This window comes from Exiguobacterium sp. s123, assembly GCF_018617075.1.
Classification (GTDB): Bacteria; Bacillota; Bacilli; order Exiguobacteriales; family Exiguobacteriaceae; genus Exiguobacterium; species Exiguobacterium profundum.
Genome location: NZ_JACSJL010000002.1, coordinates 294613 through 316659 on the forward strand (window position 1 = coordinate 294613; position 22047 = coordinate 316659).

Annotated in this window: 18 protein-coding genes; 4 read left to right on the forward strand and 14 right to left on the reverse strand. The window is 48.1% G+C overall.

Going from position 1 to position 22047, the window contains the following annotated elements:
• The first annotated feature begins 124 nt into the window (after positions 1-124).
• The gene (locus KNO72_RS05415; protein WP_214757452.1) at positions 125-3781 is read left to right on the forward strand and encodes a S8 family serine peptidase; all 3657 of its coding nucleotides are present in this window, start codon (positions 125-127) and stop codon (positions 3779-3781) included.
• A gap of 42 nt (positions 3782-3823) precedes the next feature.
• Here the strand turns inward: KNO72_RS05415 and KNO72_RS05420 are convergent, their stop codons facing one another.
• The 6 genes from KNO72_RS05420 to hrcA form a co-directional block, all read right to left on the reverse strand.
• Complete coding sequence (locus tag KNO72_RS05420) at positions 3824-4573, reverse strand: 16S rRNA (uracil(1498)-N(3))-methyltransferase (protein ID WP_214757454.1); 750 nt, start codon at positions 4571-4573, stop codon at positions 3824-3826.
• Positions 4574-4576: 3 nt separating this feature from the next.
• A complete protein-coding gene (gene prmA, locus KNO72_RS05425; protein ID WP_214757456.1) occupies positions 4577-5515 on the reverse strand; it encodes a 50S ribosomal protein L11 methyltransferase in 939 nt (312 codons plus the stop codon).
• An 18-nt stretch (positions 5516-5533) separates the two neighbouring features.
• Positions 5534-6640 (reverse strand): molecular chaperone DnaJ, encoded by a 1107-nt coding sequence (gene dnaJ / locus KNO72_RS05430; RefSeq protein ID WP_214730481.1) that lies wholly within the window; start codon positions 6638-6640, stop codon positions 5534-5536.
• Between the two features lie 110 nt (positions 6641-6750).
• Entirely contained in the window at positions 6751-8577 is a 1827-nt protein-coding gene (dnaK, locus tag KNO72_RS05435; RefSeq protein ID WP_214730480.1) for a molecular chaperone DnaK, read from the reverse strand.
• Positions 8578-8606: 29 nt separating this feature from the next.
• Entirely contained in the window at positions 8607-9194 is a 588-nt protein-coding gene (grpE, locus tag KNO72_RS05440) for a nucleotide exchange factor GrpE (RefSeq protein WP_012726667.1), read from the reverse strand.
• 17 nt (positions 9195-9211) lie between these two features.
• Positions 9212-10234, reverse strand: a complete 1023-nt coding sequence (gene hrcA / locus KNO72_RS05445) for a heat-inducible transcriptional repressor HrcA (protein ID WP_074036577.1) — start codon at positions 10232-10234, stop codon at positions 9212-9214.
• A 199-nt stretch (positions 10235-10433) separates the two neighbouring features.
• On the opposite strand from hrcA, the gene KNO72_RS05450 reads away from it, so the two are divergent.
• A complete protein-coding gene (locus KNO72_RS05450) occupies positions 10434-11039 on the forward strand; it encodes a DUF1054 domain-containing protein (protein WP_012726669.1) in 606 nt (201 codons plus the stop codon).
• Between the two features lie 44 nt (positions 11040-11083).
• On the opposite strand, the gene hemW is transcribed toward KNO72_RS05450, so the two are convergent.
• From hemW to lepA, 5 genes are all read right to left on the reverse strand, one after another.
• Positions 11084-12238, reverse strand: a complete 1155-nt coding sequence (gene hemW / locus KNO72_RS05455) for a radical SAM family heme chaperone HemW (protein WP_078147165.1) — start codon at positions 12236-12238, stop codon at positions 11084-11086.
• Positions 12239-12305: 67 nt separating this feature from the next.
• Positions 12306-13487 (reverse strand): DUF1015 domain-containing protein, encoded by a 1182-nt coding sequence (locus tag KNO72_RS05460; protein ID WP_214730478.1) that lies wholly within the window; start codon positions 13485-13487, stop codon positions 12306-12308.
• An 11-nt stretch (positions 13488-13498) separates the two neighbouring features.
• Positions 13499-14662: a phosphoglycerate dehydrogenase gene (locus KNO72_RS05465; RefSeq protein ID WP_214730477.1), complete on the reverse strand. Its 1164-nt coding sequence runs from the start codon at positions 14660-14662 to the stop codon at positions 13499-13501.
• Positions 14640-15710: a 3-phosphoserine/phosphohydroxythreonine transaminase gene (gene serC / locus KNO72_RS05470; RefSeq protein WP_214730476.1), complete on the reverse strand. Its 1071-nt coding sequence runs from the start codon at positions 15708-15710 to the stop codon at positions 14640-14642. The genes KNO72_RS05465 and serC overlap by 23 nt, the downstream gene beginning before the upstream one ends.
• 114 nt (positions 15711-15824) lie before the next feature.
• Entirely contained in the window at positions 15825-17648 is a 1824-nt protein-coding gene (lepA, locus tag KNO72_RS05475) for a translation elongation factor 4 (RefSeq protein WP_012726674.1), read from the reverse strand.
• 219 nt (positions 17649-17867) lie between these two features.
• Between lepA and rpsT the strand changes: the two genes are divergently transcribed.
• Positions 17868-18128 (forward strand): 30S ribosomal protein S20, encoded by a 261-nt coding sequence (gene rpsT, locus KNO72_RS05480; RefSeq protein WP_012726675.1) that lies wholly within the window; start codon positions 17868-17870, stop codon positions 18126-18128.
• Between the two features lie 27 nt (positions 18129-18155).
• Here the strand turns inward: rpsT and KNO72_RS05485 are convergent, their stop codons facing one another.
• Entirely contained in the window at positions 18156-18593 is a 438-nt protein-coding gene (locus KNO72_RS05485) for a GNAT family N-acetyltransferase (RefSeq protein ID WP_078147169.1), read from the reverse strand.
• Between the two features lie 9 nt (positions 18594-18602).
• The gene (gene holA / locus KNO72_RS05490) at positions 18603-19622 is read right to left on the reverse strand and encodes a DNA polymerase III subunit delta (protein WP_012726677.1); all 1020 of its coding nucleotides are present in this window, start codon (positions 19620-19622) and stop codon (positions 18603-18605) included.
• A gap of 81 nt (positions 19623-19703) precedes the next feature.
• Between holA and KNO72_RS05495 the strand changes: the two genes are divergently transcribed.
• Positions 19704-19868: a YqzM family protein gene (locus tag KNO72_RS05495; protein WP_012726678.1), complete on the forward strand. Its 165-nt coding sequence runs from the start codon at positions 19704-19706 to the stop codon at positions 19866-19868.
• Positions 19869-19929: 61 nt separating this feature from the next.
• On the opposite strand, the gene KNO72_RS05500 is transcribed toward KNO72_RS05495, so the two are convergent.
• On the reverse strand, positions 19930-22047 hold the full coding sequence (locus KNO72_RS05500; RefSeq protein ID WP_214757459.1) for a DNA internalization-related competence protein ComEC/Rec2: 2118 nt from the start codon (positions 22045-22047) through the stop codon (positions 19930-19932).

A 22047-nucleotide genomic window follows, 5' to 3' on the forward strand; every position in this document is an offset into this window, starting at 1 on the left:
AAAACACTTACCTGTTTTACAAATAAACCCACTCTTTTTCATCTGATTAACGATATGATAGTTCTCAATGTGAGTTTATGCTTTTAATTTTACAGGTACTAACAAATTTTAGGGGGTCTATACGTTGTCACGAAAAAAAATCTATTTAAACGCTTCACTCGCCACATGTATCGCCTTGTCACCTGCACTGATTCAAGCTGGAACAACCTCTGTTTCAGCTGAAGCTTCCGTTAAACCGAAACTGGTTTTAGAGAAGAAACAGAAAAAAGTTCGGGTCGTCGTTGAGCTCGTCGGGGATCCTGCCATTGCCGAAGCCGCTCAAAAAGGAAAGAAATTTAATGAATTGTCGAAATCAGAGCAAAATAAGGCACAACAATCTGTTCAATCAGAACAAAAACGTGCCAAGTCCGCCTTGAAGAAACAAGGCGTAACGGCTACACCGATTGAAGAATTTACGACCGTCTTCAATGGTTTCTCTACATTCTTGTCTACAAGTGAAATCGCCAAAGTCGAAGCATTACCTGAAGTGGCGACCGTTCACATTGTCAACGAGTATGAGCGCCCAGAAGTCAAACCGGATATGATCACGAGTAATGGCATGGTTCAAGCCGAACAAACGTGGGGAGATTACGGGTTTGCCGGAGAAGGTACTGTCGTCGCCGTCATCGATTCTGGAATCGATCCTGAGCACCGGGATTATAAGATCACAGACGCCAAAACGGCAGAGTTGACTCAATCTGAAGTCAATCAAGCCATCACATCGTTCGGTCTTCCAGGCGAATACGTGAACGAGAAAGTTCCATACGCATATAACTACTACGATGAGAACGATGACATCAAAGACGATTCACCTGGTGCTTCCATGCATGGACAACACGTTTCTGGAACGGTTGCCGCTAACGGTGATTTAGAAAACGGTGGAATCAAAGGGGTCGCACCGGAAGCACAAATTTTAGGTTTAAAAGTATTCAGTAACGATCCGAACTATGCATCTACATATGGAGACATCTATATCAAAGCGATTGATGATGCCATCAAACTCGGCGCCGACGTCATCAACATGAGTCTCGGTTCGACAGCCGGGTTCGTCGATGCCGATTCGCCAGAACAACAAGCCGTTCAACGTGCCGTCGATAACGGTATCTTCATGTCGATTTCTGCAGGGAACTCCGCATACTTTGGTCACGGATTCGACTTACCGACTGCTTCAAACCCAGATACGGGTGTCGTTGGGGCACCGAGTGTCAGTCAAGCATCGACATCGGTCGCCTCTCTTGAAAACGATCAAATTCAATTGGACGCATTCCGTGTCGGAGATGAAAAAATCGGATGGAAAAAACAAGACGGTCCTGCCTTCAAAGAAGGAACATACGACATCGTATATGTCGGAGACGGACAACCGGAGAATTATGAAGGAAAAGACGTAAAAGGAAAACTCGTCCTTGCTGTTCGCGACGGCGGTTACTTCTACTCGCAGATCCAAAAAACAGCTGAAGCGCAAGGCGCAGCAGGTGTCATCGTACGTGGTGCGGTCGGGCATGGCGATTATGTCTCGATGGCTCTCGATCAACCTCAACTCCCAATGGCTTCACTTAGCATCCAGGATGGGAATGAACTGAAAGACAAGTTAGCAGAAGGTCCGCTTCAAGTGACGTTTGCCGGTGACCGAATCAGTGTCAACAACCGTTCAGCCGGTGCGATGTCTGATTTCACATCGTGGGGAGTTACACCGAACCTTGACTTCAAGCCGGAACTTTCTGCTCCAGGCGGACAAATTTTCTCTACGTTCAACGATAACCAATATGGATTGATGAGCGGAACGTCAATGGCAGCACCACACGTTGCCGGAGGAGCGGCACTCGTTCTCGAACGTGTAGACCGCGACTTCAAGTTGAGTGGGAAAGCACGCGTCACGATGGCGAAAAACTTGTTACTCAACACGTCTAAGCCTGTCACGGATATCGGACCGTATAACCAGGAATTGAAACAGTCGCTTCCATACTCTCCTCGTCGTGCCGGAGCCGGTCTCATGCAATTGCATGCAGCCGTCACTTCGCCTGCTGTCGCCTATGAAAAGTCGACAAAAGAGGCGAAAGTCGCTTTGAAAGAGTTGTCGAAGAGCAAGGCATCCTTCACGGTCGTCGTCGAGAACATGTCGAACGAAGCGTTGACTTATGATGTGGCCGCATCGTTACAAACAGACCTCGCTGTCAAAAACAAAGACGGTATCGTTCAAAATGCGATGGAAGCTCAAGCACTCGAGCAAGCTATCGTTAAAATCAACGGATCGAACACAAGTAAAGTCACGTTGAAAGCAAAACAGAAGAAAGAAATCACAGTTTCCATCGATGTTTCGAAAGCAAAAGTGTTGAACCCAGAAACGTTAGAAGGCACTGTATCTGCCAAATCTGTCTTTGAGAACGGCTACTTCGTCGACGGGTTCCTTCGTTTGACTGATCCGCGCGGTACAGACGGTCATCCATCTCTCGTTGTTCCAATCGTCGGATTTGAAGGGGATTGGGGCAAAGCGCCGATCTTTGACGAGACGATCTATGGAGAAGGAGCATTCTATGGCGTCTCTGGATTGGTCGATGCAGAAGGAAAGTACTTAGGTGAAAAACTAGATGAATCTGTGGCTAGCGAAGCGGTTGCCATTTCACCGGACGGAGACGGATCGAAAGATACGGCTACTCCAGTCTTCTCGCTATTACGCAATGCGAAAGACATCAAATATCGCGTCGTAGATGAGAAAGGGAACGTCCTTCGCACCCTCAAGATGGAAGACGAATTGAGAAAGAACTACTTCGATGGTGGAAGTGGTGATTATTACTATTACGCAGCGGATAACGCTTGGGACGGAAAATTGAATGGGAAGATGGCGCCAAAAGGCACATATTACTATGAAATCGAAGCAAGCATCGATTACATGAAGAAACAAGCTCAAACGATGCGCATCCCTGTCAAAGTAGATTACACAGACCCACGCTTCACGCTTCGTTGGGACGACAACGTAGCAAGCGTCAAAGCGTCGGATGACTTTGCTGGAATCAACGGTATCGAATTCCTCATCAACGGGAAAGTCGTGGCAAAAGAAGCGAAAGCTTCAGCGAACTTCACACTTGAACAGCCGCTCGAGACTACAGATCAGCTTTCAGTTCGTGTGTCAGACAATGCCGGGAACGTGATCACTCGAAATGTTTCAACAGAAAATGATGTGGCCAAACCTGGTATCTTTGTCGATGCACCACTCGCCTTGTCTCCTTACGGTACATCCATCGTTCCATTGATCGGTCAAATCAAGGATGCCTCTGAAATCGCATCGTTCACGGTAGACGGGGTCGACGTACCACTCAAATATGACGCGTCAGCGAAACAATATACGTTCAATACGACACGCACATATAAGGATGGTTTCCACAAAGTCCGCTTTGTCGCAGAAGACACAGCCGGAAACGTGACGAACTTCGTCCGCCCAATCTTTGTCGACTCGACGAAAGCTAAATTGTCGGTGACAAATGTTCCGAAGAACGTATCAGCTAAACAGAAGTCTGTAAAAGTGAAAGTTCAAGTAACGGATAACTTTGATGAGATCAAGCTTCGTGTCAACGGGGACTTGAAATGGAGCAATACGTTGAAAGAACCATACGCGATGCGTGCCTTCTCACGCACGGGGACGATCACACTTCCAGTGACAGCGAAAGGGAAGAATACCTTCACATTCGAAGTGACCGACCTTGGCGGAAACGTCACGAAGAAAGTGATTACAATCAACAAAAAATAAAAATGAAAACGGATGACCTCGTTCGGGTCATCCGTTTTCATATTATCTGTTCAGTTCAAGCGCGAAAGAGATTGCAGATAATGCATAAAGCGGCGCTGTCTCAGACCGAAGAATGCGTGGTCCAAATGCACATGCAGTCGCTCCTGCCTGAATCCATTGATTGATTTCGTTCACATCGAATCCACCTTCAGGTCCTGTGATGACGAGAACGCGTTGTTGCGGTTTCAGTTGAGTCAACAGTTGCGCGAAAGCAGACTGCTCCCCTTCTTTTGCCGACTCTTCATATGCGATGACGATGGCATCATAGCCATCTATTTTCTGTTGGAGCTCTCTCGGAGAAATATATGAGCAAGTCGGTACCACGGCACGATAGGATTGTTCAGCCGCTTCTTGCATAATCTTTTGAATCCGCTCCACTTTTTTCGGAGCTTTTTTTCCATCCCATTTGGCAACAGAGCGCGTCGATTCGAACAGCAACAGATGGTGGACGCCAAGCTCCGTCGCTTTTTGGGCGACGAGCTCGACTTTGTCCCCTTTCGGGAGTGCATACGCCAAAGTTACCTCGATTGGCAACTCCGTCGTCGCCTGTCGCGATGACATGACTTTCGCTTCCCCGCTCTTCTTCTCAAGCGATGTCACGACGCAGGCATACTCAACACCTGTACCATCCAACAGGATCATCTCATATCCAGGACCTTGTCGTAAGACTGTACCGATGTGGTGGACCACGTCTGAAGGAAGGGTCACCGTTTCGCTTTTAAAGGCTTCTTTTGTCAAAAAATAACGTTGCATAACTTACCCCTTCTTGGCGATAATCGCGACCCAATCTTCCATCACGCGCGTCTCTTCAATCTCAAATCCAGCAGTGACCAAAGCATTCGTCACTTCAGCCCGCTTCTCTCCGATAATTCCAGAGGTGATGAAGCGTCCACCTGACTTCGTGCGTGCATAGGCGTCTTCGATGAACAGGAGAATGACGTCAGCAAGAATGTTCGCTACGACTAAATCGTACTCACCTTCCACACCTTTCAGAAGATCACCTGTGTCCACTTGAACGCGTTCGCCCACTCCGTTCGTCTCAACGTTTTGACGAGCAGCTTCGACTGCGACCGAGTCTAAGTCTAATGCCTTTACCTTCGTTGCACCAAGTTTTGCTGCTGCAATCGACAATACACCCGATCCTGTACCGACATCAATGACACGGTCACCTTCCTGAATGTAGTTCTCAATCGCTTGAATGCATAGCATTGTCGTCGGATGCGTTCCTGTGCCGAACGCCATACCCGGGTCAAGCAAAATCACATTCTCTTCCGGCTGCGGTGTGTACTCTTCCCATAAAGGAACAATGGTAAGCTGTTGCGAAATTTTCACCGGCTTATAATACTGCTTCCAAGAGTGTGCCCAGTCCTCTTCATCGATTTCAGCGACCGTGACGTCTCCTGACCCGATATCGAGCATCGTGCGTAGTCGTTCGATTTCTTTTTTCAGATTTGAAAGTAAATCTTGAAAATCTCCCGAGGCCGGGACATACGCTTTGACGTGTACGCCAGAAGTTGGATACGTCTCACGATCCGAAACGTCCCAAATCTCCCCGAAATGGTCCTCCGCCATCATTCTGTCGAAATCTTCCACGTCCTCGATGACGACACCTTGTGCCCCTACTTCGTGTAGTAAATTGGATACCGCTTCTACCGCAAGTTGTGTCGTGTGGACACAAATTTCAGACCATTTCATCGTTCGTACACACTCCTTTTAGTGACTAAAGAACTTTTTCATTTTTTGGAACATTCCATGTTCCTCTTCGACACCGGACTCTCCGCTAATTTCTTCAAATTCACGAAGCAACTCTTTTTGACGGTCTGTCATGTTCTTCGGCGTCATCACGATGACACTGACATACTGGTCACCATTTGCGCCACCACGAACGCTCGGCATTCCTTTACCGCGTAAACGGAATTTTGAACCGGTTTGTGTCCCTGCAGGCACTTTCAAGCTCACATTCCCGTGAACTGTCGGTACTTCGATTTCCGCACCGAGAGCAGCCTGAGCGAATGTGATCGGCATATCCATTGCGATGTGTTGGTCGACACGTTCAAAGATCTCATGTGCTCGGATACGAACGACGACGTACAAGTCCCCTGCTGGTCCACCGTTCACGCCTGGACCACCTTTACCTGAGAGACGGATCTGTTGACCGTTATCGATACCGGCTGGGATTTTGACCTCGACGGTTTGTTTCTTCTTCACATGACCTGAGCCATGGCACGTCGGACATTTTTCTTTAATCGTCTTACCACTTCCGTGACACTGGCTACATGGACGTTGGTTGACCATACGACCGAGAATCGTGTTCTGTTCGACCGTCTCGACGCCGCTACCGCCACATCGATTACACGTTTCCGGTTTCGTGCCCGGTTTTGCGCCACTTCCCATACACGTGTCACATTCCACTTCGATTTCGAGTTCAATCGTCTCCGTTTTACCTGTGACACTTTCCATGAAGTCAAGATCGACGATGTACTGGTAATCTTCACCGCGACGTGGTGCGTTCGGATCTTGACGGCGTCCACCGCCTCCGAAGAACATGTCGAAGATATCTCCGAAGCCGCCTTGGAAGTCACCGCCTCCTCCAAACTGATTGGCCCCTTCGAAACCGAATCGGTCATACTGGGCCCGTTTCTGTTCGTCTGAGAGTACTTCATACGCTTCACCAATCTCTTTGAACTTGTCGGCAGCATCTGCTTCTTGGTTGATGTCCGGGTGATATTGACGGGCTAACTTTCGGTATGCCCGCTTGATGTCTTGTGCCGAGGCCGACTTGTCGAGCCCGAGCACTTCATAATAATCTCGTTTCGCCACTATTCTCGCTCCTATCCTCACAAACTACGTATCGATTTTACCGATTCTACCTTAACATGGAAAGAGCCAAAGCAGAAACCTGCTTTGGCGCTCTCCTTTACAACGGCTGTTTATTTACGGTCGTCGAGATCCTCAAACTCTGCGTCCACGACATTATCGTCTTGTTTCGCTTCCGCTTGTGGTTCTGCGCCTTCAGCACCTTGCTGTTCAGCCATTCTAGCATATACTTTTTGCGTCAACTCTTGAACGACAGCTGACAATTCGTCTTTGGCTGTACGGATCGCCTCAAGGTCTGAACCTTCGAGAGCAGTTTTCGCTTTTTCTTTCGCAGCTTCTGCTTTTTCTTTGTCCGCCTCTTCTACTTGCTCACCAAGGTCTTTGATCGCCTTGTCTGTCGCGAAGACGAGTTGGTCTGTTTCGTTGCGAAGTTCTGCTTCTTCTTTACGTTTGTTATCTGCTTCTGCGTTCGCTTCGGCTTCTTTCACCATGCGCTCGATTTCCGCCTCATCGATACCTGAAGAAGATTGGATTGTGATCGATTGTTCTTTGTTCGTACCGAGATCTTTTGCCGATACGTGAACGATTCCGTTTGCATCGATATCGAATTTAACTTCGATTTGTGGTACACCACGTGGTGCTGGTGGAATATCCGTCAATTGGAAGCGACCAAGTGTCTTGTTGTCTGGTGCCATCGGACGTTCCCCTTGAAGAACGTGGATGTCAACAGCAGGCTGGTTATCGGCTGCAGTCGAGAACACTTGTGATTTCGATGTTGGGATTGTCGTGTTGCGATCGATGAGTTTCGTCATCACGCCACCCATTGTCTCGATACCGAGTGAGAGTGGAGTCACGTCGAGAAGAACGACGTCTTTCACGTCTCCGGCAAGAACTCCACCTTGAATTGCTGCACCAAGTGCAACAACTTCATCCGGGTTAACCCCTTTGAATGGCTCTTTCTTCGTGAAGTCGTGGATTGCTTTTTGAACAGCAGGGATACGTGTCGAACCACCGACGAGAATGATCTTGTCGAGGTCAGATGGTGTGAGTCCTGCGTCTTTCAAGGCACGGCGCGTCGGTTCCATTGTGCGTTCGACAAGGTCAGCCGTCAATTCTTCAAATTTCGCACGTGTGAGTGTCATCTCCAAGTGGAGCGGACCTGCTTCACCTGCTGTGATGAACGGAAGGCTGATATGTGCGCTTGTGACACCTGAAAGGTCTTTCTTCGCTTTTTCGGCAGCATCTTTCAAACGTTGAAGTGCCATCTTGTCTTTGCCGAGGTCGATGCCGTTCTCTTTTTTGAATTCTGCAACGAGGTAGTCGATGACTTTTTGGTCGAAGTCATCTCCACCGAGACGGTTGTCACCAGCTGTAGCGACAACTTCGAATACACCGTCACCAAGTTCAAGAATCGAAACGTCGAACGTACCGCCACCGAGGTCATAGATCAAAATCGTGTGGTCTTCACCTTTATCTAAACCGTAAGCGAGTGCCGCAGCTGTTGGCTCGTTGATGATCCGTTTGACATCAAGACCAGCAATCTTACCAGCATCTTTTGTCGCTTGACGCTCCGCGTCGTTGAAGTATGCAGGAACTGTGATGACGGCTTCCGTGACTGATTCACCGAGGTAGTCTTCAGCATCTTTCTTCAACTTCTGCAAAATGATTGCCGAGATTTCTTGTGGTGTGAATTTCTTACCGTCTACGTCAACTGTATGTGATGTTCCCATGTGACGTTTGATGGATTGGATCGTATTCGGGTTCGTGATAGCCTGACGTTTTGCGACCTCACCGACTTGACGCTCTTCTCCTTTGAATGCGACAACCGAAGGAGTCGTACGGTTACCTTCTGCGTTTGAGATGACGACGGCTTCGCCACCTTCCATTACTGCCACACATGAGTTTGTAGTCCCTAAGTCAATACCGATAATTTTACCCATCGTTTATTCCTCCGTCTCGTTAAGTAGTGTTATTCTGCGACTTTTACCATGCTCGGGCGAATGACTCGACCATGCATCGTATATCCTTTTTGAAGCTCCATCGTCACGATACCTGACTCGAACTCATCGCTCGGTTCTTGCATGACTGCTTGATGGAAATTCGGGTCGAACGGCTGTCCGACTGCTTCAATCACTTCGACTTGCTCAGCATTTAATACGTCAAGTAGTTGACGATGAATCATGTCTACTCCCGATTGAATCTGCTTCGCATCTTCTGAAGTTGCGTTTACTTGAAGTGCACGCTCAAAGTTGTCAATGAGCGGAATCAATTTTTCAATGACAGACTGTGAAGCAAACTTGACGCGTTTGGCATTCTCTTCGTTCGTCCGACGACGGAAGTTGTCAAAGTCGGCACGAATGCGGAGCTCGCTCGCTTTCAACGCTTCGATTTCTTTTTGTAAGTCCGTCCCCTCAGAACTTTCTTCCACAATCTCAGCATTTAAAACCTCATCTTCATTTGATTCAGTTGACTCATTCTCTTCTGTTTGTGCCGAGTCTACAGATTTTTCTTCAAGCACGTCATCTTGCTCGTGCCCGTTTTGGTGATCTGCTGTCATAATAAAACTCCTTTCCGTCACTCATCTAGTTTCGTTCGTCGCAACGCTTCGATAATTTGTCCCATCATTTGGACACCATGACGGTAATTCATACGCGTTGGACCAATCATAGCGATTGTACCGAATGTTTTTCCGTCTAGTGTATAATCCGAGGTGATGACACTACAATTTTGAAGGGCGACAATTCCGTTCTCGCTCCCAATGCTCACATAAATTTCACGATTTGGCAACGATTCGAGCCAGTGCGTCAATCGTTCTTGCTCATCAATCCATTCTAGGAATGGGCGTAACGTGTCGAGCGTCTGAAACTCGGGTTGATTGAAGATCTTCTTCTTGCCCCCGAGATAAAGCGAAGACGGCGTTTGGATTCCGAGCGTCGATTGAATCAGTTGCATCATGTTCTCGTACTGCTGTCGCTGAGCGAGTTGCAATTTGGCAACTTCCTCCCCAATCCGGATTTTCAATTGTCCGATTGGCGTTCCGACAAGGCGGTCGTTCAACAGTCGAATCGTTTCCTCGATGACGTCAGGAGCGACACGCGATTCAAACATGACGGTACGATGCTCGACGTGACCTTGATCCGTGACGATGAGAACGACACCACGCCGCTCGTCTAATGGCATAAAGTCCACACGGGCCAACGTTTCCATTTGGCTGTTTGGACCGAGGGCGACCGTCGTATAATTGGTCAAATCAGAAAGGAGATCTGCAGCTTGTCGAATCAGGATCTCAGACTCTTTTGAAGATTGTTTCAAACGTTCTTCTAGTCGACCTGTCTCCCGTTCGTCGATGATCTGCTTCTCGACGAGGTGGTCCACGTAATATCGATAGCCGACCTCTGACGGGATGCGACCTGCAGAAGTATGTGGTTTTTCAATCAGCCCCATGTCTTCCAAATCGGCCATATCATTCCGAATCGTTGCTGAACTAAACGTCAAATCGTCTCGTTTCGACAATGTCCGAGAACCGACCGGCTGAGCCGTCTGGATGTAATCGTCAATGATGGCTCGAAGAATGAGCAATTGTCGATCTGTCAGCACAACATCACTCCTCTCTGAAAAGGTTACCCCGCTTTATTAGCACTCATATTTAACGAGTGCTAATCACACTTCAAATATTATCATGTTCTCACTATTTGTCAATTCATACACTCGGATTTTTTCACCTTTTTTCACGATAGCAAACCTACGAAATGAAAATAAAAGCCCATTTCGGTAGAATAGATGATGAGGTGATTAAATGTTTACAACAAAACAATTTAATGTATTTAAACAGGATGGACTCGACGAACGAATGTCTGGCATCCGTTCGGATATTCAACCGCTCTTCCATCGGATTTATGACGAGGTCGGGCCAGAGCTTGAAGCTGATGTCGGTATTCCTCTTTATTTGCATGTGGCGAAGCACGCTCGTCGGACGGTGAACCCACCAAAAGATACGTGGATGGCGATTTGTCACGACAAACGTGGGTACAAAAAACATCCGCACTTACAAGTTGGGCTTTTCGACGATCGTGTCTTCATCTGGCTAGCGTTCATCTATGAGATGCCGAACAAGGACGCCATCGCGAAACACCTGCAACAAATCGATTTGAAATCAACATTCCCTGATTTCCATATCGCGGGCGACCATATGAAAAAAGAAGCGTTACTTGTTGAAGATACGTCAACTGAAGACATTCAATCGCTACTTGAGCGATTCGGCACTGTGAAAAAGGCTGATTTCTTGATCGGCCGTCAACTTCCTGCCGATGCGTCGATTCTTCAAAATGAAGACGCATTTCTCGCGTTGGTCGAAGACACGTTCGGTCGGCTTACACCGCTCTATCGTGATCTCGTCTTGTAATATAAGAAAATGGACAAATCCTCACGAGGGACTTGTCCATTTTTTTATGAATCAGCATGTTCAAGTTTTGCTTCTCCAATAAAGGCTGCAAAGGCTTCATTGGCGAGTGGCAAACCGGATGCCGTTAGACGGATATGTGTGTCCGTCCGTTCAATCAGTGACTTCTTCACCAACTCTTCGATGACGTGACCGAACACATCATCGAGCGACACTCCGTACTTTTGTTCAAACGTCTGAAGCGAGACCCCGGAACGCATACGCAGGCCGAGGAATAACTCTTCTTCCATCTTTTCCACTTCTTCTAGTTCGGTCACCCGTTTCACAGGGATGCCTTCTGCTTTAATATAGTGAGGAATTGGAGCGATATTGGCGCGACGTGTCCCATTCAAATAACTATGCGCTCCGGCTCCGAATCCATAATACTCTTCATTGCGCCAGTACACTTGATTGTGACGACTCTCTCGACCAGGCAAGCCATAGTTGGAGATTTCATATTGTTTGAGACCATGGCGTTCAAGCGTCTCCATCACTTTCAAGTACATTTCGACTTCGACATCTTCCCCCGGTAAACGGAGCTTCCCTTTTCGATCTTGAATCGCAAAGACGGTATGCGGCTCGAGGATCAACGAATAAGAGGATACATGTTGAATCGGTAATTGGAGCGCTAGCGCTAAATCACGGTCAATTTGTTCAACGGTTTGTTCCGGAAGACCGAACATCAGGTCAATCGAGATATTGTCAAAGCGCTTTGCCGCTTCGCTTACCGTCTCGAACACATCATCCGCCCGATGTGTCCGCCCGATGCGCTCGAGTCCACCATCATCAAACGTCTGGACACCGAAACTGAGTCGGTTGACGCCACCTGCTTTCATCGTGTCGAGTTTTTCCGCACTCACAAAGTTCGGGTTCGCTTCGACAGAATACTCTAAGTCGTCTGACGCGAGTGGCAGAATGTGTTGGCGGACCATGTCCATCAGGCGCGCCATCTGCTCCTCATTGAGCGCGGTCGGTGTCCCGCCTCCGATAAAGATGGTATCAATCCGCTCTGTCGGAAACGCCTCGAGCGTCAATACCATCTCTCGTTCTAATGCATCTAAATAATCATCAACAGGCTGATTTTTTAAAAACACCTTGTTGAAATCACAGTAATAACAAATATGTTCACAAAATGGAATGTGAAGATATACGGCTTTAGCCAATTTCGGCCACCCCTTTCTTCTCATTCCATTTATAACGCTTTTCGTCTGTTCTTTCCAGCCTGCGCCATCAATCGAATCGATGAATGAATAAACCACTCTTCAATTTCGGCTCGAACCAGGTTGATTTTGGAGGCATCTGGCCACCATCATCCGCCACGCGCATCAGTTGTGACATCGTTGTCTCATGGCACGTGAAAAGCAATCGGTCCGGCACTTGAGTCAGCTTCTCTAATTCAACGACCGTCTTGTTTCCACCGACAAAATCGACTCTCGCATCCGTACGGATATCTTCAACGTTGAAGTATGGCGTCAGAATATCTCGCTGTAAGATGGCAACGTCGAGCGCCGGGTCTTCTTGCCGTTTCGTCAACTTATAATACTTCCCTCGATAGGCGACTCCGAAGACGCCATGTTCATTCGGCAGGACAAGACGATCCTCCTCCTTGATTATGTATGAAAACGAGAGTCCGTCTAACATATTCTCTACCTCTTCAGGACTTATCGCTGTCAGCACGCGATGATACGGCAAGATTGTCAACTCGTCACTCGGGAAGAGGACACCTAAGAAGTGTGAACGTCCATTCTTTTGAGAACGATCCCCACTCATCCCGGAAACGACCGCTGCCGCTTTCGCACGATGATGTCCATCTGCAATGTAGATCGACGGGATGGTCGCGCCAATCATCATGACACGAGCGAGTTCACGGTTTGGAATCATGAATCCTTCATGCATGACGCCTCGTTCATCCGTGAACGAGAATAACGGGTCTCCGTCAGTCGCTTTATGTAAGATTTGTTTCAAGTTTGCATGTGGAGGATGACTGAGTAGAATCGGACCGGTGTGCGCTCGCGTCGCCCGGACATGCTCGACACGTTCCCGCTCCTTCGTTTCCCGTGTATGTTCGTGAATCTTGATGCGACCGGCTTCATAATCCGCGACTGAAAAGGTGGCGACTAGACCCGTTTGCTGACGTTGTCCCGATGTCAATCGATAGACGTAAAATCCGTTCGGACGTTCCGTCAATTCCTTTTCATAGAGACGTTCTAGCTCATGACGCGCCAGCTCCCCCCACTTCTCAAGGGAAAGGTCAGATTGAAGCGCTTCTGGCTTATCCACTGCTAAAAAGGAATCGGGATTTTCTGAAATGACGGCTTGCGCTTCTTCAATCGATACGACATCATACGGGTCAGCGGCGACACGTTCCGGATGCGTTGGCATATAAGGGCTGAACGGTTTAAATACTACCATAAGGATCCTCCTTAAAATTCCCGGACGCGAATGACGCCCTGTATTTCATACAGCGCATGAATCGATAACGGTTCATGCTCGCTGTTGTCTAAATCAATCAACGTATACGCCATCTCCCCGCGGCTACGATTAACCATGTTATCGATATTCAATCCATGTGAGGCAAGTTCTCCCGTGATTTGACCGACCATGTTCGGGACGTTTCGATGCAAAATCCCAAGACGGCGTTTACCCGTGTATGGAAGCTCGACGTTCGGAAAATTAGCGGACGAACGAATATTCCCTGTCTCGAGATACAATTTCAGCGTCTCCACGGCTTGAATGGCACAGTTGACTTCCGACTCTTTAGTCGATGCACCGAGGTGAGGCAATGCCATGACTTGCGGATGACCGATCAGCGTGTGACGGGGGAAGTCGGTCACATACAGTCCTACATGATGATGGAATGCCTTCAATAAGTCATCATCTTTCACGAGCTCTCCTCGCGCAAAGTTCAAAACAGTCATCCCCGGTTTCATTCGCTCAAACCAACTCCGGTCGATGCTGAATCGAGTCTCCTCAGTCAAAGGCATATGGATCGACAGTAAATCAACGTTGCCCAGTACTTCACTTAAGTGTTTGGCACGCGTGACATGTTTCGAAATATTCCAAGCGGCATCAACCGAGAGATGAGGGTCGTATCCGATGACATCGACCCCGAGTTGGAGAAGATCGTTGGCTAGCGACGCACCGATGGCTCCCAGACCGATAATCCCCACTTTTTTACCTCGCAACTCCGCTCCGAGGAATTGTCGTTTTTGCAATTCCATCGCTTCTTCTAATTGAGATTGCGATGCGGTAGTCTGTTCATTCACCCAATTGAAACCTTTCACAATAAATCGTACTGAGAGGATCATGCTTGCAAGGACGAGCTCTTTCACCGCATTCGCATTCGCGCCAGGTGTATGAAACGCGACGATTCCTCGTTTCGCAAGTTGATCGAGCGGAAGGTTGTTGACACCGGCCCCAGCTCTAGCGATGGCGAGAAGATAGGGAGGGATGTCCTCTTCATGGACTTGATGACTTCTCAGTACCCAAGCATCGGCTTGATCCGATGCATTGATGACGTACTCGCTTGGCTCGAATCGTTTCAGACCAGCGGCAGCGATTTGATTAAATGTTTTGATGTGATACATGGGTCTCCTCCTCGAATGCTCTCATGACGTCGACGAGGCGTTCTGCCCCTTCTAGCGGCATCGCATTATATAGACTTGCACGTAAGCCCCCTACCGAACGATGGCCACCGAGTTCGAGCAAGCCACGTTCTAACGCGTATCGCTCAAAGCGCAGATCCAGCTCTTGATTTCCCGTTGTAAATGGGATGTTCGTCAATGAACGACGTTCCCCCGTTATAATTGGAGAAAAACAGGTCGACTCTTCAAGATAGGAATAGATCCTGTCACTTTTTTGACGATTCAATCGTTCCATCGCTTCGACGCCTCCGCAGTCTTCTACCCACTTCAATACACGCTCGGCTACATACACACTAAACGTCGACGGTGTATTGAATAACGTATCGACATGTGATGCATATTGAAGATAACTCGGCAACTGAAGCGACTGAATCAAATCTCGACGGATGATGACGACCGTCAGTCCTGCAGGTCCGATATTCTTCTGGGCTCCGGCATAAATCACCCCGAAGCGCTCCACATCGATCTGCTCGGCTAGAATATTCGAAGAAGCATCTGCAATCAACGGAATATCGACTTCAGGGATATGTGTAAATCGAGTCCCTTCAATCGTGTTGTTCAGTGTCACATGGAGATAGTCCACCTCTTGGACAAGGCTCGATTCAAAAGACATCCCTCCCGTCGCATCTACCAACGGATGAATGACATCGACCTCTCCAAAGTATTTCGCATCTTCCATCGCTTTTTTAGACCAGATGCCTGTATCCACATAAACGAATCGATTCTGTTTCCGTAAATTCATCGGAATCATGGAAAATTGTAACGTCGCCCCGCCCTGTAGCCAAAGTACGGCATAATTCTCAGGGATATGCATGAGTCTTCTCAGTCTCCATTCAAGAGAGTCGACCACACGTTGGAAAGACGCGGAGCGATGACTCGTTTCGATAATCGAAACGCCTTCATATTCAAACGTCAGAAGATGTTGTTGAATCTCTTGCATCACTTCCGTCGGTAGCATGCCGGGACCCGCAGAGTATGTATACGTCGACACGGTGTTTCCTCCTCTATAGTCTGTCTAAGGGTGTACTCTTCCTTATAGGAAGTGGCATTTCCTGCCTAAAATACAAAATCGCCCTGATTCGAAAATCAGGGCGATTTAATCTCATTATTCTTCGTCCATGGAGAGGACAGACATAAACGCTTCTTGCGGGACTTCGACGGACCCGACCATCTTCATGCGCTTCTTACCTTCTTTTTGTTTCTCGAGGAGTTTTCGTTTACGTGAGATATCTCCTCCGTAACATTTAGCCAAAACGTTTTTACGAAGTGCTTTAATCGTAGAACGTGCGACGATTTTGGTTCCGACAGCCGCTTGGACTGGAACTTCGAACTGCATCCGTGGAATGAGTGCCTTAAGCTTCTCAACAATGACCTTCCCACGCTCGTACGCGAAGTCACGGTGAACGATGAAGCTGAGGGCATCGACGACTTCGTTATTGAGCAAGATATCCATCTTCACGAGGCGCGATTGACGGTAGCCGATCAATTCATAGTCGAGAGACGCATAGCCTTTCGTACTCGATTTCAACTGATCGAAGAAATCATAGACGATTTCACTGAGCGGAATCTCATACGTGATTTTGACGCGAGTCGTATCGATATATTGCATATCGATGAACGTTCCGCGTTTCTTCTGGCAAAGTTCCATGATGGCACCCACGTAGTCGTTTGGTGTCATGACAGCCGCCTTGACGTATGGCTCTTCGATTGAATCGACCTTTTGTTGCTCTGGCATCTTCGATGGGTTATCGACGTGAATCACTTCGCCTGAAGTCGTCGTCACGTGATAAATTACCGATGGTGCCGTCGTAATCAAGTCGATGTTAAACTCACGTTCAATCCGCTCTTGAATGATTTCCATATGAAGCATGCCGAGGAATCCACAACGGAAACCAAAACCGAGCGCTTGCGATGTCTCTGGTTCAAACTCGAGCGCGGCATCCGAGAGCTGGAGCTTTTCAAGTGCCTCACGAAGATCATTGTACTTAGCCGCATCAATCGGATACAAACCACAGTACACCATCGGGTTCATCTTGCGATAACCAGGTAGCTGACTCGTTGCCGGGTTTTTAGCAAGTGTGATCGTATCCCCGACGCGAACATCTCCGACTGTTTTAATGGATGCAGAAAGCGTACCAACGTCTCCGACGTTCAATTCTTTAACAGAAATCGGTTTTGGCGTCGAGACACCGAGGTCCGTCACTTCGAACGTCTTGCCGGTCGCCATCATTTGAACCTTGTCTCCTACTTTGACTGAACCGTTCACGATACGAATCGATGCGACGACACCGCGGTAAGCGTCATAGTATGAGTCAAAAATCAGTGCTTGCAATGGTTCAGACGGGTCCCCTGTCGGCGGAGGGACAAGTTCCACGATTTGTTCGAGAATCTCTTCAATCCCGATTCCCGCTTTTGCAGAAGTCGGGACCGCGTCACTCGCATCGAGTCCGATGACGTCTTCAATCTCTTGACGGACCCGCTCGACATCCGCTGACGGCAAGTCGATTTTATTGATAACCGGGATGATTTCAAGATCGTTATCGAGTGCTAAATAAACGTTCGCAAGGGTTTGAGCTTCAATTCCTTGCGCTGCGTCGACGACGAGAATCGCACCTTCACATGCCGCAAGCGAACGTGACACTTCATATGTGAAGTCGACGTGTCCTGGCGTGTCGATCAAGTGAAGAATATACTCTTCTCCGTCTTTCGCCGTATAGTTCAATTTGACGGCGTTCAATTTGATTGTAATTCCACGCTCACGCTCCAAGTCCATCGCGTCAAGCGTCTGCTCTTTCATCTCACGAGCCGTGAGTGCACCAGTCTTCTCAAGAATCCGGTCAGCGAGCGTCGACTTTCCATGATCGATGTGCGCGATGATGGAAAAGTTACGAATCTTCTTCTGACGATTCTCTAATTCTTGTTTGTTCATATATGGGTTCACCTATCCTTCTCATGCATACCGTGTCATTATATCAAAATCCTAAAGTAATGTGTACGACCTACTACAACAATACCACAGATAGTTTTCAGAATAATCATCAAGTGGTTGCTTTTCATATAACCGTTTGCTACAATTGTGCTTGTTCTGTTGAATGATTACTTGAAGTAATAAGAACATACACTTTCTTGTTTCAGGAGGTGACAAACAATGGCAAACATCAAATCAGCAATCAAACGTGCAAAAACTTCTGAAAAACGTCGTGTTGCGAACTCACAAGAGAAAGCGGCAATGCGTACAGCAGTAAAACGTGTTGATGCTCTCGTACTCGAAGGAAACAAAGAAGCTGCTCAAGAAGCTTTCGTTCTCGCTACGAAGAAGCTCGACAAGGCTGCATCAAAAGGTCTTATCCACAAAAACAAAGCAGGTCGTGATAAATCACGCCTCGCAGCTCGTATCGCTGCTCTCTAATTAGAGATCACACGAAACAGCCGCCTCCTATTCGGAGCCGGCTGTTTTTTTGTATACCATGACGTAGTGTGGGCCAATCCCAGGGATGTCGAACGGCTCCCCGATTCGTGTAAGTCCATTTCGTTCATAGAAACGGACAGCCACTTCTCTCGCATTACACCACCATGAACTCCTCAGTTCATCATGGAGTGCCTGTAAAAATCGAGAGCCGATTCCTTGTCCCGAAACATGAGGATCCGTCGCCATGCCACGGAGTTGGAGCGGAATCTTCACACCCTCGATTTGTTTCGGGGACAGCATGACTGTAGCGACCGATAGCACTCGATCGCCTTCAACCCAAGCGAAGTGTCGCGTCGTCGGCACCTCATCCCCTTCAAAATAGCATGTCTCAACGTCTTTTCCTGGTCTGAGCACAACATGACGGAGTGGGATCACGTCTTGAAGCGTCACTTGTTTGAATCCCATTCCCTCACCTCACAATAAGGCCAGTTGACAAACGAGCGTATCGAAAACGATCTGTTTGTCACCTCGTCCTGTTTTCATGGCCTCGTCCGCGTCTGCAATCAATGTCAACGCACGTGCGAGCTGAGCCTCTGAAAAGCCGCGACTCGCTTGTGTCGCCAATTTGATTGTATACGGGTGGGCCCCGATTTTCGATGCGATTTGCTTCTCTCCATAGCCTGCCTCTGTCAACTGTTTCGACAGGTACATGTTCCGATATTGCCGAGCAAGCAACCCGAGTAGCCCAATCAGTTCTTGCCCTTGTTTTTCTAAATCCCGAACCAATCGAAGCGCTGCATCAGCTTGTCGCTTGACGAGAAGCTCCGAGAGCTGAAAGACGTTATCTTCTAATGTACGTGGAACTAAATCATTCACAATCTCAATCGGAATCGTCGCACCCGTTCCCGCGTACAACTGTAGCTTCTCTAGTTCGCGAACCAACTTTCCCCAATCATCCTGACATAGGAATAAAAGACGCTCCATCGTAGAGCGCTCCATCTTTTGTTGTTCACGACTCAATGCATCGTTCACGTATCGCATCAGTTCGTTTTGGCTCGGCTTTTTCGCTTCGAGGACGATGGCACGCTCTTTCAGACGCTTCACGATTTTCTTCCGCTCATCGAGTTTTTCTGACTCGACAATCAAGACAAGAACCGAGTAGGTCGCCGGTTGCACGACATATTCCGCCAGACGGTCAACATTGTGCTTTTGCTTCTCTTTCGCACCCGTTAAGAACTGGGCATTTTTCACGATAACCGTGCGATACTCACTAAAGAAAGGGACTGTCTCCGCTTCATCAAGCGCCGTATCGAGTGACGTCTCTTGAAGATCTAGTTGCATGACATCAAATTGATCACCGGATGGATTGGCCGCTTTCACGATTTCACGTTCCCACGTCTCTAACAAATATTTTTCGGTGCCATGGAGAACATAGACGCTCGCCAGTTTTCCATTATGTAACCACGGTTCATTCAAAACACACACCACTTTCACAATTTATTCTCATCTAAACATAGATTATCTTCCCATGATTCGCTATACTTATAAAGGAAGTATGATAAGGAGGGACCTAATATGCAAATCAACTCAGTACGCCCACCGAGTGAAAACCCGTTTGAAAATGACGTTCAATGCAAACGTAATGACGCCATCGACTCTGCGATCGGCTTCATCGTCCCATTTGGCTTTTTCTTCACGATTTTCTTCATCGGTGTCATCATCAAGTTCTTAAGTCTATAAGTGTTCAAACGATTGCCCCGGGGGAGCAATCGTTTTTTAGTGTATCACATTTTATGCCGTGCTACTCGATGATCCCCCGACACATGTTCTCTTCACAGACAATCATCCCGTTCAAATCGGTTCGTAATAGACGTTTCCCCACAACCCGTCGTAACGTCTCCTCGTGCGGATGTCCATACCGATTGTTCGAACCGACACTCGCAATGACCCATTCTGGATCGATTCGCTCAAGCAGTTCTTCCCCCGACGACGTATTGGATCCGTGATGTCCTAGTTTAAATACGTCGACGTCAAGCGTCGGTAACTCGGCTTCTCCTTCTATCGGCAAATCTCCTGTCAATAGATACCGCATGCCACCTACGTTCATGTACAGGCTGATCGAATGACCATTTTCATCTTCGTGTGGGCGATTCGGTGCCACAATCCACATCCATGGCGTCGGCCGATCGTCTGCCTCGAGATAATGGACCGATACATCATAGGCCGCTGCTAAGTGTAGCAGTTCTTCTCGTTTTTCAGCATTCGCCACTTCTTTTGATATCCAAAGCTCTTCCACCGTCACTACCTTCAATAATCCCTCTAATCCCCCGATGTGGTCATGATCCGCATGGGTCAACAGGACAAAATCAAGCGAACGCTCCCCACGTTTCCATAAATAAGGGGCCAATACATCTTCCCCCGGGTCAAATGTGCTTCGCTTTTGCTCGTTTGGATCTTGAAATACGCCTCCTACATCAATGACACCAATCGTTCTTCCCGATTCTACGACGATTGCATCACCTTGCCCGACATCCAAAAAGGTCACCCGTGAGGATTCCGACCATTCTGACCATCCCGCAATCAACCCACATGTCATGATGGCCGCCCCCCATCCAATCCATCGATTCCGATTTATCAGCGTCAAGCTTCCCCATAACCCTAGACACAATGCGATTTGCGACGGCAACGCCAGATCGTGCAACGGAAGCCAAGGTCGTAAATCATCATGGAGAGTGAACATTCCATGAATCGCGTCCAAGACAACCATGAACAACGGGGCAATTGAAGGAATCATCCATGTGACAAATGCGAGTGGCATGATGATCCACGAGATACAGATGGCCATCACGAGATTCCATATCGGTGCCGCGACGGATAGAACCGGTTGTACTTGCCATAGTACAATCAGCCCAAACAGCTGTGCGAAAACGGACAACTCGATTAGCCCTGTCCAGATTTGTCTCGTGACTAACAAAAAGAAGGTCATCCCGACCGTCAATTGGAAACCCAGATTTGTGACAAGGAACGGTTGAACGGCCAACATGCCCGCCGCACACCAACTCAAGAGCCGAATCGGGTCTCGAATCGTCACACCGAAAAGAGAGAGAAAGAGGATCGCATCTGCGACGACGACAGCTCTTGCGACAGGTGGGGAAAAACCAGTCATCCATCCGAACATCGTAATACTAAAGATCATCAGTACCGTCTTCGTTTCACGTCGAATAGGGATCGGCTGCATCAATATGCGCATGGCCACGATCAACATAGCAATATGTGAACCGGAAATCACAAGAAGATGAAGAAGGCCCGTAACACGATAAGAAAATGAGGTCTGTTCATCTAGCATTCGACTCTCTCCGAACAATAATGCCTCCATATATAATGCGACATCCGCACGATGACGCTGCTCAATTTGCTGAAGTTTTCGCTCTTTCCAACGTAGCATCCGACCGTCCCACCCTGCCGTCGGACGACACGTGTCGATTCGCTTCACCTTCCCTTTAAAGGATACGTTTGAACTCCGTGCCCAAGCCCGTTCATCAAATCCCCCGGTGTTTCGTAACGGTTGAAACGCCTCTACTTCGATTTGCACGAGGCACGTCTCTCCTGGTCGTCCGCGATTTAGTTCGCGTCCTCGTAAGACGCCCTGAAGATCGTCTACGTTCCCGTATAGTCTTACCGATTTCCCATTCTCTTTTCGACTTTCGATTGAGAAGGCAATCGTGTCTGACGGTAACGATTCTGTAGGGGTCGTATGGAACGATGCGATACAGATGAGTCCAATCACTCCGGCTTTCGCATACAGGCCTTGCCCACGTCGTGTGACCAGATAAAAGACACTAGCGACCACAGAGACCAAATAGAATCCTTCTGTCAGACCAGTTACAATGAGTACCGCAAACAATGGAAACAGCGGCAT